Annotated in this window: 16 protein-coding genes; 13 read left to right on the top strand and 3 right to left on the bottom strand. The window is 63.4% G+C overall.

Annotated features, from left to right (window positions below; translation table 11 throughout):
• Positions 1-255 precede the first annotated feature (255 nt).
• The 4 genes from EBS11_RS22940 to EBS11_RS22925 are packed head-to-tail and all read left to right on the top strand — an operon-like array spanning position 256 to position 5,136.
• Positions 256-2,256, top strand: coding sequence for a PAS domain-containing methyl-accepting chemotaxis protein (locus EBS11_RS22940; protein ID WP_365956018.1), 2,001 nt, complete (start codon positions 256-258; stop codon positions 2,254-2,256).
• Positions 2,257-2,259: 3 nt separating this feature from the next.
• Positions 2,260-3,084, top strand: a complete 825-nt coding sequence (locus tag EBS11_RS22935) for a protein-glutamate O-methyltransferase CheR (protein WP_290606768.1) — start codon at positions 2,260-2,262, stop codon at positions 3,082-3,084.
• Positions 3,081-3,623, top strand: coding sequence for a chemotaxis protein CheD (locus tag EBS11_RS22930; RefSeq protein ID WP_290606767.1), 543 nt, complete (start codon positions 3,081-3,083; stop codon positions 3,621-3,623). The genes EBS11_RS22935 and EBS11_RS22930 overlap by 4 nt, the downstream gene beginning before the upstream one ends.
• Positions 3,610-5,136 carry a chemotaxis protein CheW gene (locus EBS11_RS22925; RefSeq protein ID WP_290606765.1) on the top strand — a complete coding sequence of 509 codons (1,527 nt, stop codon included), beginning with the start codon at positions 3,610-3,612 and terminating at the stop codon, positions 5,134-5,136. Before EBS11_RS22930 ends, EBS11_RS22925 begins: the two co-directional genes overlap by 14 nt.
• A 134-nt stretch (positions 5,137-5,270) precedes the next feature.
• On the opposite strand, the gene EBS11_RS22920 is transcribed toward EBS11_RS22925, so the two are convergent.
• Complete coding sequence (locus EBS11_RS22920; RefSeq protein WP_290606763.1) at positions 5,271-6,920, bottom strand: 3-(methylthio)propionyl-CoA ligase; 1,650 nt, start codon at positions 6,918-6,920, stop codon at positions 5,271-5,273.
• Positions 6,921-7,204: 284 nt separating this feature from the next.
• Here EBS11_RS22920 and EBS11_RS22915 point away from each other — a divergent pair, with 284 nt between their 5' ends.
• From EBS11_RS22915 to EBS11_RS22885, 7 genes are all read left to right on the top strand, one after another.
• The gene (locus EBS11_RS22915) at positions 7,205-8,647 is read left to right on the top strand and encodes a protein adenylyltransferase SelO (protein ID WP_290606808.1); all 1,443 of its coding nucleotides are present in this window, start codon (positions 7,205-7,207) and stop codon (positions 8,645-8,647) included.
• A 9-nt stretch (positions 8,648-8,656) separates the two neighbouring features.
• Positions 8,657-9,058: a peptide-methionine (R)-S-oxide reductase MsrB gene (msrB, locus tag EBS11_RS22910; RefSeq protein WP_290606761.1), complete on the top strand. Its 402-nt coding sequence runs from the start codon at positions 8,657-8,659 to the stop codon at positions 9,056-9,058.
• 79 nt (positions 9,059-9,137) lie between these two features.
• Positions 9,138-9,767 carry a septation protein A gene (locus EBS11_RS22905; protein WP_046682773.1) on the top strand — a complete coding sequence of 210 codons (630 nt, stop codon included), beginning with the start codon at positions 9,138-9,140 and terminating at the stop codon, positions 9,765-9,767.
• The gene (locus tag EBS11_RS22900) at positions 9,764-10,075 is read left to right on the top strand and encodes a BolA family protein (RefSeq protein ID WP_290606756.1); all 312 of its coding nucleotides are present in this window, start codon (positions 9,764-9,766) and stop codon (positions 10,073-10,075) included. Before EBS11_RS22905 ends, EBS11_RS22900 begins: the two co-directional genes overlap by 4 nt.
• Positions 10,076-10,189: 114 nt before the next feature.
• The gene (locus EBS11_RS22895) at positions 10,190-10,969 is read left to right on the top strand and encodes a peptidyl-prolyl cis-trans isomerase (RefSeq protein ID WP_290606754.1); all 780 of its coding nucleotides are present in this window, start codon (positions 10,190-10,192) and stop codon (positions 10,967-10,969) included.
• A gap of 105 nt (positions 10,970-11,074) precedes the next feature.
• A complete protein-coding gene (locus tag EBS11_RS22890) occupies positions 11,075-11,851 on the top strand; it encodes a peptidylprolyl isomerase (protein ID WP_290606752.1) in 777 nt (258 codons plus the stop codon).
• A 211-nt stretch (positions 11,852-12,062) separates the two neighbouring features.
• Entirely contained in the window at positions 12,063-12,743 is a 681-nt protein-coding gene (locus EBS11_RS22885) for a DNA alkylation repair protein (RefSeq protein ID WP_290606750.1), read from the top strand.
• Here EBS11_RS22885 and EBS11_RS22880 read toward each other — a convergent pair.
• Complete coding sequence (locus EBS11_RS22880; RefSeq protein ID WP_290606748.1) at positions 12,706-13,380, bottom strand: TetR/AcrR family transcriptional regulator; 675 nt, start codon at positions 13,378-13,380, stop codon at positions 12,706-12,708. The two genes, EBS11_RS22885 and EBS11_RS22880, sit on opposite strands and share 38 nt — an antisense overlap.
• Positions 13,381-13,487: 107 nt before the next feature.
• Between EBS11_RS22880 and EBS11_RS22875 the strand changes: the two genes are divergently transcribed.
• Positions 13,488-14,192 (top strand): hydrolase, encoded by a 705-nt coding sequence (locus EBS11_RS22875; protein WP_290606746.1) that lies wholly within the window; start codon positions 13,488-13,490, stop codon positions 14,190-14,192.
• A 12-nt stretch (positions 14,193-14,204) separates the two neighbouring features.
• On the opposite strand, the gene EBS11_RS22870 is transcribed toward EBS11_RS22875, so the two are convergent.
• Entirely contained in the window at positions 14,205-15,098 is an 894-nt protein-coding gene (locus EBS11_RS22870; protein WP_290606744.1) for a GNAT family N-acetyltransferase, read from the bottom strand.
• A gap of 165 nt (positions 15,099-15,263) precedes the next feature.
• Here EBS11_RS22870 and EBS11_RS22865 point away from each other — a divergent pair, with 165 nt between their 5' ends.
• A complete protein-coding gene (locus EBS11_RS22865; protein ID WP_290606743.1) occupies positions 15,264-16,151 on the top strand; it encodes a neutral zinc metallopeptidase in 888 nt (295 codons plus the stop codon).
• Positions 16,152-16,292: the final 141 nt, after the last annotated feature.

Genomic DNA, 16,292 nt, shown 5'->3' with positions numbered 1-16,292 from the left:
CTGCAATTGATTTAATATTATAGGCAGCAGCGGTGGCCGGATATGGCCTGCGATTTATCACGCAGATTTTCGCCGGCACAGATTCTCACCGATTATCACGCCGCGTCATGCCATTGTCATTATGTAGCCGTGCCATGTCATTATCAGTTTATTAGCGCCACCCATTCCTCGACTCACACTGAAGGAAATCTTATGGACGCAGCCAGCCATGTCAGCCTTTCGCAAGATCTGGACTTACAAGCGATAAATACTGCATTGAACCGTGTCCAGGCCGTGATCGAATTCGAGCTCGACGGCACCATCCTGCATGCGAACGACAATTTCCTGAACGTACTCGGCTATTCACTGGCCGAAGTGCAAGGCAAGCACCACGCCATGTTTTGCGACCCCGAGTATGTGAAAACGGCCGAATACCGCGACTTCTGGGCCAAGCTGGCGCGCGGCGAGTTCGACCATGGCGAATACAAGCGCCTGGCCAAGGATGGCCGCGAAGTGTGGATCAACGCTTCCTATAATCCCATCCTCGACGCGGACGGCAAGCCATACAAGGTCATCAAGTTCGCCACCGACATCACGGCCAGCAAGCGCCGCAATGCAGATTACGAGGGCAAGATCGACGCCATCAGCAAGGCGCAGGCCGTCATCGAGTTCCGCCTCGACGGCACCGTCATCCGCGCCAACGACAACTTCCTCAAGTCCGTCGGCTACACGCTGGAAGAAATCGAAGGCAAGCACCACCGCATGTTCTGCGAACCCGAGTATGCCAAGAGCGAGGAATACGCGCAGTTCTGGCAAAAGCTGGCCAGGGGCGAGTTCGACGCGGGCGAATACAAGCGCGTGACGAAGGATGGCCGCGAAATCTGGCTCAACGCCACCTACAATCCCATCTTCGATGCGGAGGGACGGCCCTTCAAGGTGGTCAAGTTCGCCAGCGACGTCACGGCCATGAAGAAACGCAATGCCGAGTACGAGGGCAAGGTGAGCGCCATCGGCAAGGCGCAGGCCGTGATCGAGTTCGACATGCAGGGCAATGTGCTGGACGCGAACGACAATTTCCTCGCCGTCATGGGCTATGACTTAAGCGATATCAAGGGCGAGCACCACCGCATGTTTTGCGAACCGGACTATGCCAGCAGCGCCGAGTACAAGAAATTCTGGCAAAAGCTGAACCGGGGCGAATTCGACGCGGGCCGCTACAAGCGCCTGGGCAACCACGGCAAGGTGGTGTGGATACAGGCCACCTACAACCCCATCATGGACCTGAACGGCAAGCCGTACAAGGTGGTCAAGTTCGCCATCGACATCAGCGAGCAGGTGAACCTGGAAAACAGCATCCAGGCCAAGGCGGCCAGCGACAGCCGCAAGGTCAATGCCCTGCTCGAATCGGTGGCGCGCGCGGCGCAAGGCGATTTGACGTGCAATATCGTGCCCGAAGGCGACGAGCCGATCGACCTGCTGGCCGGCGGCATCAGCAAGATGATCATCGACCTGCGCGGCGTGATCGGCGACGTGGTGGCGGCGGCGAACGGCTTTGCCGACGCCTCGCACACGATCGCCGAGCGGGCCACGGGCGTGGCCGTGGGCACGCAGGCGCTGGGCGCCACGGTGGAGGAAATGAACGCCTCCATCGACGGCCTGACCTTTTCCATCAATTCCATCGCGGAAAACACCTCGAATGCCGACTACCTGGCGAAAGCCACGCAGCAGGAGGCGGAAGCGGGCGCGCGCGCCGTCGCCAAGTCCATCGAGGCCATGGACCTGATCAACCGCTCGTCGGAAGACATCGGCGAAATCGTCAAGGTCATCAGCGAGATCGCCAACCAGACGAATATGCTGGCCTTCAACGCGGCCATCGAAGCGGCCCGCGCGGGCGAACACGGCCTGGGCTTTTCCGTCGTCGCCGACGAGGTGCGCAAGCTGGCCGAACGTTCCTCGCAGGCAACAAAAGAGATTTCCAAGCTGATCAACGAATCCGTCAAGCGCGTCTCCACGGGCAGCGAGATTTCGCGCCAGGCCAGCGACGCCTTCGACAAGATCGTCTCGGGCGTGGCGAAAACCACGCTGGCCATCTCGGATATCTCGAAGGCGGCCAACGAACAGCTGCTGACGGCGCGCGAAGTGTCCACGGCGATCCAGTACATCGCCGAGGAAACGGAAAAATCGGCCGCCAACTGCGACAGCATCGCCCGCTCCACGGATAGCCTGAACGAGCGCGCGGGCAGCCTGAACAAGACCGTCTCCGGCTTCGTGGTGTAGGCCATGAGCCACGCGGCGACCCTGACGCCCGAGGTGCTGACGACCCTGATCGCGCTGGTGCGCCAGCATACGGGCATCGCCATGACGCCGCGCAAGAGCGTGCTGCTGGAACGGCGTTTGCAGCCCCGGCTGCAGGCGCTGTCCCTGCACAGCTACCAGGCTTACCTGGACCGGGTGGCCAGCGACCGCGACGAGGTGTCGCATTTCATCGACCTCGTGACCACCAACGACACCCTGTTCTTCCGCACGCCGCAGGTCTGGGATTACTTTCGCGACCGCTACCTGCCCGCCTGGGCCCGCGCCCATCCGGGCGGCTGCCTGAAGGTGTGGTCGGCGGCGGCCGCCAGCGGCGAGGAGCTGTATTCGATCGCCATGCTGTGCGAGCAGTTCAAGCTGCAGGCGCCCGCCTTCCGCTACCAGATCCTGGCCAGCGACATTTCGCAGCAAATCCTGGGCGCCGCGCGGGCCGGCCAGTACAGCGGCCGTTCCGTCGAGCGCATCCGCCTGTCGCACCCGGACTTGCTGCGTACCTATTTCACGCCTTCGCCGTATGGCGTGAAGGTCAACGATGAACTGCGCCAGCACGTCAGCTTTGCCCAGCACAACCTGCTCGAGGCGCTGCGCCCGGCCCAGCAGTTCGACCTCGTCTTCCTGCGCAACGTGCTCATTTACTTCGATGCGGAGCACCAGGAAACCGTGCTGCGCCAGGCACGCCTGAGCCTGAAGGACGAGGGACGGCTGATCCTGGGCGAATCGGAAACCATCGCCCGCCTGGGCACCGGCTATCAATTCGAATTTCCCATGATTTATAAGGCGGGACTGGCATGATCCACACGCACACTCCGGCAGAGGCGCCGCCCCTGCATCTGGTCGGCATGGGCCAGCTCAGCGTGGGCAGCCACGGCGAACAGCTGCAGGCCCTGCTGGGCTCCTGCATCGGCATCGGCTTTCTGTGGAAAAAAGGCCATTGCTGCGGCCTGGCTCACTGCCTGCTGCCGGAAGCGCCCGGCGCCGGCAGCGCCCCGGGCGCGCCGAATGCGCGCTACGTCAGCCAGGCCGTGCCTTCGCTGCTGCGCCTGATGGGCGTGCGCCAGGCCGATTACGGCGACATCGAAGTGGTGCTGGCCGGCGGCGCCAGCATGTTCGGCCCGCGCAACGGACGCTTGCAGGTGGGCCGGCAAAACGTGGAGGCGGCGCAAAAATACCTGGAACAGTGCGGCCTGGCCGTGAGTTTCTGCGCGCTGGGCGGGCGCCACGGGCGCCAGCTGCTGATCGATTGCGCCCGCCACAGCTACGCCGTCACGGACGTGGTGGTGGCGCCCCCCGTATTGATCCCACGCAAGGAAGGCGCCTATGGACATGCATGAAGCGGACGGATTGCGCACCCGGGAAGCGGGCGACGGGGCCACGGAACTGTTCGGCTCCTTCCTGCTGGGCGGCGATGAATTCGCCCTGCCCGCCAGCTGCATCCGCGAGGTGGTCAACTATCCCGCGAAAGTGACCGCCCTGCCCCTGTCGCCGGCCTACCTGGAAGGCATGTTCACCTTGCGCGGCAGCATCATTCCCGTCGTCAACCTGGGCCGGCTGTTCCGCGCCGACGCGCCCCGCGCCGTGGACACGGACAAGATCGCCATCCTCGACTTCCAGCACGTGCTGATCGGCATCGTCTTCCAGGACACGGGCGAAATCCTGCGCGTGCCCGCCAGCGCGCGCAGCGCCCTGCAATATGCGGCCGGCGACGCCCACGCCGTCATCGCCGGCACCATCCTGCACGCTGGCGGTACGCGCCTGCTGCAGATCCTCGACCCGCACACCCTGCTGCGCATCGAGAACGTGCCCCACGTGCTGGCCCTGCAGGCCAGCGGCGCCAAGCACAGCACGGCCCGCTACCACGCGCAAAGCGAGCGGCGCCAGTGCGTCAGCTTCCATGCGGCCGGCGCCACGTTTGCCTTCGAAATGCTGGCCATCCAGGAAATCATCAAGGTGCCGGAGCTGCACAGTTCCATCCTGAACAGCGAACTGTGCCTGGGACGCATGCATTTCCGCGGCAGCCAGGTGGCCGTCGTGGATTTCGGCGCCCTGCTGCAGGCGGCAGAGCCCGGCAAGGCCGCCACGCCGGAGCAGCGCATCATCGTCGTGCGCCTGGACGAGACGACCATCGGCTTTCTCGTCGATTCCGTCGACAGCATCGTGCATTTCTTTGGCGACGAGGTGCTGCCGATTCCCCTGCTGAGCAAGGCGCGCGCCGCCATGTTCGCCGGCTGCATCACGAAAGAAGGCCTGGGCGACATCATTTTCCTCGATCACAAGGAAATCCTGTCGCAGGCGGAAATCGTCGAGATGCGCGACGGCCACGCGCGCCTCTACCCCAGTGACACGGACACGGCCACGGCCGCCACGCGCAAGGCGCAGCGCCGCGTCTACATCACGTTCACGGTGGAAACCCAGTTCGCCGTGGAAATCGGCCAGGTGCGCGAAATCATCGACTTCGGCGGCGCCATCACGACGCCGCCCGGCATGCCGGCCTGCATGCGCGGCATGCTCAACCTGCGCCAGCAGATGATCAGCATCATCGATTTGCGCCAGCTGTACGCCATGGCGCCGCTGGCGGACAGCAGCGCGGGCAAGATTTTGATCGTGGAACGGGGCGACGAGCGCTATGGCTTCCTCGTCGACCATGTCGACAACATCATGACCATTTCCGACAGCCAGCGCTTTGCGGCGCCGCAACTCATCCGCACGGGCGAACACGACGACCTGCGCAGCGAAATGGATGAAATGATCGACATCGGCACGGACGACAAGCGCCAGACCCTGTCCGTCTTCCAGTGCGATCATCTGCTGGAAAAGCTGGGGTCGGCGCTGCCGCAGGCGGCCTAGCATTTCTTATGGCAAACCCGAGGGCATAAAAATACCGGGGTCGGACCCTGAGGGTCCGACCCCAGCCCTTGCTGCGGGGTTAGCTGATGGGCCGCCCCGGCCCTTGCTTCAGGTCAAGCCGGCGCGCTGCGGCATCACATGCCCGGCAGCCGGTGCCCCTTGAACTGCTCGCGCAGCTTGTTCTTCTGGATCTTGCCCGTCGCGCCCATGGGCAGGGCGTCGATGAACAGCACGTCGTCCGGCGTCCACCACTTGGCGATCTTGCCTTCAAAAAACTGCAGCAAGGCGTCGCGCGTGACCGTCATGCCGGGACGCAGCACCACGACGAGCACGGGACGCTCATCCCATTTCGGGTGGAATACGCCGATGCAGGCCGCCTGCAGCACGGCCGGATGGGCCATGGCCAGGTTTTCCAGGTCGATGGTGCCGATCCACTCGCCGCCCGACTTGATCACGTCCTTGCTGCGGTCCGTGATCTGCATGTAGCCGTCCGCATCGATGGTGGCCACGTCGCCCGTGGGGAACCAGCCATCCTGCAGCACGTCGCCGCCCTCGTTCTTGTAATACGAGGAAATGATCCACGGCCCTTTTACCAGCAGATGGCCGTAGCTGACGCCATCCCACGGCAATTCCTTGCCCTCGTCGTCGACGATCTTCATGTCCACGCCATAGATGGCATGGCCCTGCTTCTGCAGGATCTTGCGCTGCGCCTCCTGCGGCAAGTCCAGGTGCCGCGTCTGCAGGCCGCCCGTCGTGCCCAGCGGCGACATTTCCGTCATGCCCCAGGCATGGATGACTTCCACGCCGAACTGGTCGATCAGGGTATCCATCATGGCCGGCGGACAGGCGGCGCCGCCGATCACCGTGCGGCGGAAGGTGGAAAACTTCAAATTATTCTGCAAGGCATGGTTCAGCAGGCCCAGCCACACGGTGGGCACGCCGGCCGAGAAGGTCACTTTTTCCGCCTCGAACAGCTCGTACAGCGACTTGCCGTCCAGCGCCGCGCCGGGAAACACCATGCGCGCGCCGGACAGGGGCACGGAATACGGCAAGCCCCAGGCATTCACGTGGAACATGGGCACGACGGGCAGCACCGTGTCGGAAGCGCGCACGTTCAGGGCGCTGGGCATGGCGGACGCATACGCGTGCAGCACGGTGGAACGGTGCGAATACAGGGCGCCCTTGGGGTTGCCCGTCGTGCCCGAGGTGTAGCACAGGGTGGCGGCCGCGTTTTCATCGAACACGGGCCAGCTGTAGTCGTCCGAATGCGTGGCGATCAAGTCTTCATAGCACAGCAGGTCGGGGATGCTGCTGCTGGCGGGCATGCGGTCGCGGTCGCACATCAGCACGAAGTGGCGGACGAAGGTGCAGTCGGCGGCAATCTTCTCCACCACGGGCAGGAAGGTCAGGTCGAACAACAGGACCTGGTCTTCCGCATGGTTCGAGATGTAGGCGATCTGGTCGGGGAACAGGCGCGGGTTGATGGTGTGCAGCACGGCGCCCGAGCCGGACACGGCATAGTATGCTTCCAGGTGGCGGTAGCCGTTCCAGGCCAGCGTGGCGACCCTGTCGCCCATGCCCACGCCGAGGCCGTGCAAGGCATTGGCCAGGCGCCGCGCGCGCTGGTGGCAGTCGCGGTAGGTGTAGCGGTGCATGTCGCCCTCCACCCGCCGCGAAATAATTTCGCTGCCCCCGTAATGACGCGCCGCAAACTCGATAATGGTGGAAATCAGCAGGGGCTGGTTCATCATCTGCCCCATCACTGGACTCAAGGGAAATGCCATCGTGTCTCCTGGAAATAAATGCTCGGTTATTGTTGGAATGGACAGGTTTTTCCTAGTTTCGTACGGTCGTGCGGAAATCGTCAACGCATTTCGATATTGCGGTGCAGCATGGAATTTTCCATTCCGTTTTGCATCCCCTCCGCGCCTGCCACGGCGGGCCCGAAGGCGCCCGCCACGCGCCCTGGCGCCGTGCGGTAAAATCGCATTTTGGCTGGCGCTTGTCTTCCCTTTCCTGCCAGCACCTCTTATTGAATGGAATCGCCATCACCGCTCATACCTTACCACTGGATAACGCCTTTGCGGCCTTGCCGCCCGCGTTCTATACGCGCCTGATGCCCACGCCCCTGCCCGCGCCCTATTTTGTCGCCGCCAGCGCGCCGGCAGCGCGCCTCGTGGGCCTCGATGCGGCGCGCCTGGCCGAGCCGGATTACGTTGAGCTGCTGAGCGGCAATACGGTGGCCGCGCGCTCGCAGCCCCTGTCGGCCGTGTATTCGGGCCACCAGTTCGGCGTCTGGGCCGGACAGCTGGGCGATGGCCGCGCCATCCTGCTGGGCGATATCGCCACTGACGATGGCCCGATGGAGCTGCAGCTGAAAGGCGCCGGCGCCACGCCGTATTCGCGCATGGGCGACGGACGCGCCGTGCTGCGCTCGTCCATCCGCGAATTCCTGTGCTCGGAAGCCATGGCGGCCCTGGGCATTCCCACCTCGCGTGCGCTGTCCATCATGGGCTCGCAGCAAGGCATCATGCGCGAAACGGTGGAAACGGCGGCCGTCGTCACGCGCATGGCGCCCAGCTTCGTACGCTTCGGTTCCTTCGAACACTGGTTTTACCGCAAGAAGCCGGACGAGCTGAAAATCCTCGCCGACTACGTCATCGACGGTTTCTATGCGCATTTGCGCGCCGCAGCAAATCCCTACCAGGCCTTGCTGGCCGAGGTGTGCGTGCGCACGGCCGAGCTGATGGCTCAGTGGCAAGCCGTCGGCTTCATGCATGGCGTGATGAATACGGACAATATGTCCATCCTCGGCCTGACCCTCGATTACGGCCCCTTCGGCTTCATGGAAGCGTTCGACGCGGAGCATATCTGCAACCACACGGACCAGCAGGGCCGCTATTCCTACGCCAACCAGCCGCAGGTGGGCCACTGGAACTGCTACGCGCTGGGCCAGGCCCTGCTGCCGCTGATCGGCGAAGTGGAACAGGCGCAGGCGGCGCTGGACAGCTACCAGCCCGCGTTTGCCGCGAAGATGAACGCCTTGCTGCGCGCCAAGCTGGGCCTGCAGACGAGCCGGGACGACGACACGGCCCTGTTCGACAGCATGTTTGCGCTGATGCAAGCCAATCACGTGGATTTCACCAACTTCTTCCGCACCCTGTCGACCCTGCAGGTGGCCGCTCCGGCAGGCGATACGGTGCTGCGCGACATGTTCATCGACCGCCCCGCCTTCGATGCGTGGGCCGCCGCCTACCGCGCGCGCCTGCGGCAGGAAGACAGTATCGATGCCGAGCGGCAAGCGGCCATGAACGGGGTCAACCCGAAATACGTGCTGCGCAACTACCTGGCGCAAGTGGCCATCGAGAAAGCCCAGCAGCAGGACTACACGGAAGTGGCGAAATTGCTGGACATACTGCAAAAGCCATTTGACGAACAGCCCGAACACCAGCACTATGCGGCCCTGCCGCCCGACTGGGCCAGCCACCTTGAAGTCAGCTGCTCATCCTAAGGAGTCATTATGACCACGAATAAAGTCAAGAAAACGGACGCCGAATGGCGCGCCATGCTCGATTCCATGCAATATGAAGTGACGCGCCATGCGGCCACGGAACGGGCCTTCACGGGCAAGTTCTGGGACCACCATGAACACGGCATCTACACCTGCGTCTGCTGCAACACGCCATTGTTCGCGTCCGACGCGAAGTTCGACTCGGGCTGCGGCTGGCCCAGCTACTTCCAGGCGCTCGACCCGGCGAATGTCACGGAAATCGTCGACCGCAGCCATGGCATGGTGCGCACGGAAATCGTCTGCGCCGTCTGCGACGCCCATTTGGGCCACGTTTTCCCGGACGGCCCGCCGCCCACCGGATTGCGCTATTGCATCAATTCGGCGTCGCTGCGCTTCGATCCGCAGCCCTGAGACCCAGGATGGCCGGGGAGCGCCTTGCTCCTAAGCCATTCCTAAGATGAATTTAACAAGATCCGTGTAAAGTCTCGCCATGAAATTTCTATTCGACCTCTTCCCCCTGATCGCCTTCTTCGCGGCCTTCAAGCTGGGCGGCATGTATGAAGCAGCCACGCACGACTTCGTGCAGCAATATTTGTCCGGCTTCGTGTCCGGCGGCCTGATCAAGGCCGACCAGGCGCCGTGGATACTCGCCACCCTCGTGGGCATCGTCGCCACGGCTTGCCAGGTCAGCTATTTGCTGTTGCGCGGGCGCAAGGTGGACGGCATGCTGTGGCTGTCCCTGTTCATCTTTGTCGTGTTCGGCGGCGCCAGCATCTACCTGCATGACGATTTCTTCCTGAAATGGAAGCCCACCCTGATCTACTGGCTGTCCGGCCTGGCCCTCCTGATCGCCCACGTGGGCTTCAAGAAAAACCTGATCCGCAAGACCATGGAAGCGCAGGTGCAATTGCCCGATGCCGTGTGGAACCAGCTGCTGGCCGCGTGGATCATCTTCTTCGGCGCCATCGGCGCGCTGAACCTGTTCGTGGCCTTCGTGCTGTACAAGGGCGACATGGCGGCCTGGGTCAGCTTCAAGGCATTTGGCGCGACGGGCATCTTCTTTGCCTTCATCGTGGCGCAAACCCTGTTCCTGGCCAAACATATCAAGGAAGACGCATGATGCATACCGACAATACCGCCACCGGGAATACGTCGCCGGCAACGCGCATGGAGCGCATTCGTACCCGCCTGGAAACGGCACTTTCCCCTCTGGAATGCGTGCTGGAAGACGACTCGGCACGCCACCGGGGCCACGCGGGCGCCGCCTCGGGCGGAGGCCACTACAATCTGCGCATTATTTCTAGCCAATTTGAAGGCCTCAGGCTCGTCATGCGCCATCGACTGGTGTATGATTCCGTGCACGATATGATGCATAATGAGATACATGCATTGGCGATTGTTGCATTGGCGCCGTCCGAGGTAGCATAAGGATGGCGTTTTTGGCGTACCCGGGCCTCCCGGGTGTGCCTGGTGCGGCAGGCGCGATGTACGCGTTTTCTTTCCATGCGTTTTTTACGAAACTTTCCCTAACAGGATTTAATAATGACTTTTAAGCCAGCCCGCTTGCTGATCGCACTACTCGCCGTTGTTGCGGTACCTGTTTTTGCGCAAAATGTTGCCGTCGTCAATGGCAAGCCTATCCCATCGTCGCGCGTTGATGCAGTCGTCAAGCAAGTCGTCGCCCAAGGCCAGCAACCGGATTCGCCGCAACTGCGCGAAATGATCAAGAAGGACTTGATCGGCCGTGAAGTGCTGATGCAGGAAGCGGAAAACAAAGGTTTCGGTAAAGATGCAGCCGTCAAGCAGCAGATCGAGAACGCACGTCAGGCCATCGTCATCAACGCCCTGGTCGGCGACTACCTGAAAAAGAACCCTGTCACCGACGCTGAAATCAAGGCCGAATACGACAAGTTCGTGGCACAGACGGGCGACAAGGAATACCACGTACGCCACATCCTGGTCGCTACCGAAGCCGAAGCGAAAGACATCATCGCCAAGCTGAAAGGCGGCGCCAAGTTCGAAGACCTGGCCAAGCAATCGAAAGATGCCGGCTCGGCCGACAATGGCGGCGACCTGGACTGGGCAGCCCCATCGTCCTTCCCGAAAGTGTTCTCGGACGCCTTCGTGAAGCTGCAAAAAGGCCAGGTCACGGAAACCCCCGTGCAAACGCCTAACGGTTTCCACGTGATCAAGCTGGACGACACCCGCGCGGCCAAGTTGCCGACCCTGGAAGAAGTCAAGCCACAGATCGCCGAAGCGCTGCAGCAAAAGAAATTGCAAGCGTATCAGGAAGAAATGATCAAAAAAGCGAAAGTTCAGTAAGAACTGACCTCCCCGGCGCCCTTTTCGGCGCCGGTCGTGTATTCTGCGCCTGAATGCGCACTGCCCGGCAGACGCACTCTTTTTGTATATCTATTAGGAATGAACATGATTTTGAAGCCAGCCCGCCTGATCTTAGCCTTGGTAGCCGTTGTGGCGATCCCTGCTTTCGCACAAAACGTCGCCACCGTGAATGGCAAGGCCATCCCGTCGTCGCGCGTCGACCAGGTCGTCAAGCAAGTCGTCGCCCAGGGTAAACAAGCGGATACGCCGCAACTGCGCGAAGCCATCAAGAAAGACCTGATCGGCCGCGAAGTGCTGATCCAGGAAGCCGACAAGCAAGGCTACGGCACGCGTCCGGAAGTCAAGTCGCAGATCGACAATGCCCGTCAAAGCATCATCATCAACGCCCTGCTGGCCGACTACGTGAAGAAAAACCCCGTCAAGGACGCGGAAATCAAGGCCGAGTACGACAAGTTCAAGGCACAGGCCGGCGACAAGGAATACCATGCTCGCCACATCCTGGTGGCCACCGAAGCGGAAGCGAAAGACATCATCGCCAAGCTGAAAGGCGGCGCCAAGTTCGAAGAACTGGCGAAAGTATCGAAAGACGGTTCCGCTGCCAATGGCGGCGACCTGGACTGGGCTAGCCCGGCATCGTACGTGAAGCCATTCTCCGACGCCATGGTCGCCCTGAAACCAGGCCAGGTCACGCAAACCCCCGTGCAAACCCAGTTCGGCTACCACGTGATCAAGCTGGAAGAAACCCGTCCGACGAAACTGCCGGCACTGGAAGAAGTCAAGGGCCAGGTCGCCGAGTCGCTGCAGCAGAAGAAACTGGCCGCCTACCGCGATGAACTGATGAAGAAAGCCAAAATCCAGTAAAAACGCCGGATATAAGCTACGGCGCGTCGCGCTTTGCGGCCCGCGATGCTCACCGCCTCGGCGGCCCTGTACTTTCGTACGGTTGCGCGTCCCGGCCACAAAGCGCAGCCGCTCGCTACGCTTCTATCAGCCGTTTGGATGGCTGGACAAGAGCGCTCTTCGGGGCGCTTTTTTTACGCCTGAAACTTAACGGGATGCGATGGACCAATCGATGGAATTTCACGCAGCAGTGAAGACCGTGCTGGAAGCGGCCGCCGACCCTGGCCGTGCGGCACCCATGCAAGCCTATATGCGCGGCCAGTTCGTGTTCCTGGGCGTGGCGGCGCCGCAGCGGCGGCTGGCCGCCAAGGCCCTGCTGGCGGGCCTGCAGGACATCGGTGCCGACGCCTTGCTGCAACATGCCCAGCGGCTGTGGCAACGGCCGGAACGCGAATACCAGCATGTGGCGCTCGACATGCTGGCCCTGCACTGGCGCCAGTTGACCATCGGGCACGTTCCCGCCCTGCTGGCACTGGCGCGCCAGCGCGCGTGGTGGGACAGCGTCGACGGCATGGCCGGCATCGTCGGCGACGTGCTGCGGGCGGAACGGCGGCGCGGCGGCGATGGCCATGCGCACATGGACGCGGCCTTGCGCCACGACGACTTCTGGCTGCGCCGCATCGCGCTGCTGCACCAGCTGGGCTGGCGCGCCGACACGGATGCCGCCTGGCTGTTCGGCGCGGCTCTGGCGCTGGCCCATGAAGACGAGTTTTTCATCCGCAAGGCCATCGGCTGGGCCTTGCGCGACTATGCGCGCCACGCGCCCGAGGCCGTGACGGCGTTTGCCGACGCGCACCGCCAGCGGCTCTCTCCCCTCACCCGCCGCGAAGCGCTGAAGCACCAGCCATCTTGACTGCCGACCCGCCCAGCAGGCGCAGCGCCGCATCGATGCGCGGCGCGGCATCCCACGCGGGCACGGGTGCCAGCAAGCCCAGCGCCATCTGCCGCAGCGGTTCGGCGATGACCATGGCCAGCAGCAGGCCGGCCAGCTCCGGCGCATTCTCGGCCGTCATGTGGCCGCGCGCGGCCTGACGCTGCAGCCACTCGGCCAGCAGGGCCGTGCCCCGCTCGATGCCGTTGCGCTGATAGAGCGCCAGCAAATCCGCCCGGGCGGGAAAGTCCGTGCACAGCAGGCGGAACAGGCCCACGGCATCCGCCGTCAGCACGCGCGCCGCCATCGCCTGCAAGATCTCCTTCAGCAAGGGCAGGACGTCGCCGGGCGCGGCCGCGTCGTGCGCCATGGCGGGCAGGAAGGCGTCCGTCCAGCCGCGCACCACGAGGGCGACGAGCTCCTCGCGGTTGGCGGCGAACTGGTACAGCGACTTCTTCGCCATGCCCGCATGGCGCGCCACGGCTTCCATGGTCGTGGCCGCATACCCTTCGTGCAGCAGCAGCCAGGTGGCCGCCTGCACGGCCGCCTCGCGCGCCTCCTCCGGCGGGCGGGCGGGACGGCCCCGTCCGCGCAAAGCCTTGCTCTCTTCTTCCTGCATGTCCGCTCCAGCCTTGATCGATGGACGATTTTACACTGAAACATATTTTGGAAACGACGTACGTTTCTTTAATATATAATCGCTTCACCCCAACAAAGGAGAACGACATGAGGAACAACACGCGTATTGAATTGCCATGGAGCATCACCGGCACGGGCAACCTGCTGGACCCGTTTCCCCTGCACCTGGAAACGGGCATCACGCGCCTGGAAGACGGCTGCCTGCTCGTGGCGGCGCGCACGGAACTGCACGGCTGCAGCGGGCGCATGCTGGACTGGTGGTTTACGTTTTTCGAGACGACGCAGCACATCAAGTGGTGGCATCCGCACGACCACGTGGCGCACCACGGCTGGAACAGTGCCTGGAAGAAGGGAGAGAGTTACTACGGCGCGTCGATCGAGGCGGTGGAATCGCTGGGCGACATTCCACCCGTGAAAGCCAAGCTGAAGTTCCACGATCCGAAAGACGTGTTTGATGCGGCGCAGCTGCGCCACGCGCAGGACAGCGGCGCCCTGTCGGCCGCCATCTGCGCGCGCATCGGCTTCGGCGACCACGTGCAGCTAGACCCGCAGGGCGACCCGCTCGATGGCGAAATGCTGCACCTGACGCGCGACACGCCCACGGGCTGCGTGCTGCGCAGCCGCTTCCTGCTGGGCCGCAACAGCCTCGATCCCGTGCGCGACGTGCCCGACGTGCTGGGCCTGAACCTGCTGCGCCACTGCTACAGCGAATTTACCTACCTGTCGCGCTTTTTGCCGTCGCTGTACTACGGCGAACACGCCAACGGTGAACGGGCGCCGCTGCCCTGGTAAGGCGGCCCCGCCTTACAGCCGCTTGCGCATGCGCGCCAGCGGCAGTTTGATGTCATCGGGCAAGTCCAGCTGAAATTCTTCCGTGACGGCAAAGCCGCTGGCCAGGTACAGCGGCACGCCGGGCAAGGTGGCGGCCAGTTCCAGGACCGTGAAGCCGGCCGCTTGCGCCTGGCGTTCGCAATGGCGCATCAGCATGCTGCCCAGGCCCTGGCGCGCGGCAGCCGGCTCGACGAAGAAGGCGCGGATGCGCCCCGCCTGGCTGGCCGGGTCGAGCAGCGGGTCCGGCCCGCTCTTGGCGCGGTCGGCGCCATACAGGGTGGCACGCCGGCTCCAGCCGCCGCAAGCCAGCATGGCGCCATCGCGTTCGATGACGAAATACGTGCCGTCGGCCAGCAGCTGCGTATCGACGCCGAACACGTGGCGCGTCACGGACTGCGCCTGCTGCTGCGTGTAGAAGCCCGCGCTGAGCTGCACGCCGGAACGGGCGATCAGCCCCTCCATGGCCAGTACGTCGGCTGGCAGCGCCACGCGCAGCTGCGTCAGCGCGCCAAAGCTGAACCAGGCGCGGCGGATGCGGTCCTGCGCCACCTCATACGTCGCCACCAGTTCCTGCGCCGATACGCCATCGTCCGTCACGCCATGGACGATCTCATGGTCGATCACCAGCTTGCCGCAGGCAATGCGGTTGAGCAACTGCGCCTGCGGCCGGCTGGCGGCGAAACGGGCCGTGAAACGGGGACCGATCTGCGCGCTGCCCGTGGCCAGCAAGGTGTCCGGATGCTGGAATTGCTGCGCATCATCGGCATAGATGGCCAGCAAGGCGGGCACGTCATGGGCGTTATAGGCGTCCAGCTGGGCCTGAACCACCGTGGCGGGAGAAATGCGTGTATCGTTGGCAAGCGCCATGCGTGTACCTGTCGTGGAGTGGATGGAAAGTTGCAAAGGGTAACATTGTCGCTCCTGTCGCGGCGCAGTTTGCTGCGATAATATCAAGATTCGTCAGAAGATTGCGTGCCGGTCTATCTGGAGACGTCATCCATCAATCGCACAATCGCAGCAGGAGTAAATATCATGAAATGGGAAGGCAATCGCGAAAGCGACAATGTGGAAGACCGCCGTGGCGAAGATGGCGGCGGCGGTGGCGGCGGCTTCGGTTTCGGCGGGCGCTCGATCGGCATCGGCACCATCGTCATCGCCCTCGTCGGCTCGTATGTGCTGGGCGTCAATCCCCTGACCCTGCTCAACCTGCTCAGCGGCGGTGGCGGCCAGGTCAGTACCCAGCAAAGCCAGTCGCCCGCGCGCCAGCCGCCCGAATCGGACGACATGGCCCGCTTCGTGAAGACCGTGCTGGCCGATACGGAAGACACGTGGAGCGCCCTGTTCAAGGCCGAAGGCGGCAGCTACGTGAAACCCAAGCTGGTGCTGTACTCGGGCAGCACGCCGACGGCCTGCGGCACGGGCCAGAGCGCCAGCGGTCCCTTCTACTGCCCCGGCGACCAGAAAGTCTACCTGGACCTCGATTTCTTCAACCTGATGCAGCAGCGCTTCAAGGTCTCCGGCGAATTTGCCGAAGCCTACGTGATCGCCCATGAAGTGGGCCACCACGTGCAAAACCTGCTGGGCCTGTCCGAAAAAGTCGACCAGGCGCGCCGCACGGCAAGCGAGCGCCAGGCCAATGCCATGTCCGTGCGCCTGGAATTGCAGGCCGACTGTTTTGCCGGCGTCTGGGCCTTCCATGCGAACCAGGACCGCAAGATCCTGGAACAGGGCGACGTGGAAGCGGCACTGAAAGCGGCCACGGCCATCGGCGACGATGCCCTGCAACGCCAGGCGCAAGGCCATGTCGTGCCCGACTCGTTTACCCACGGCACCTCGGAGCAGCGCGTGCGCTGGTTCAGCAAGGGCATCGAGAGCGGCCAGATTGCCCAGTGCAACACCTTCGAGGCGCGCCAGCTGTAAGCCCGTTCGCGGCCGGGGTGCGGTCAATTCCCGGTCAAGTCGCGGTCAATTCCGGGCCAGCTTGCAGCCACCCCCGGGCCTGTGCCGGCCGCGGCAGCATCGCACGCCGGCCCGTGCCGCCCCGCAGCCGCGCGGGCCGGC

It is taken from the genome of Janthinobacterium sp., assembly GCF_009923995.1.
Taxonomy (GTDB): domain Bacteria; phylum Pseudomonadota; class Gammaproteobacteria; order Burkholderiales; family Burkholderiaceae_D; genus Janthinobacterium.
The sequence above is the reverse complement of the archived record's forward strand: the minus strand, read 5'-3'. Positions and strand labels throughout refer to the sequence as shown.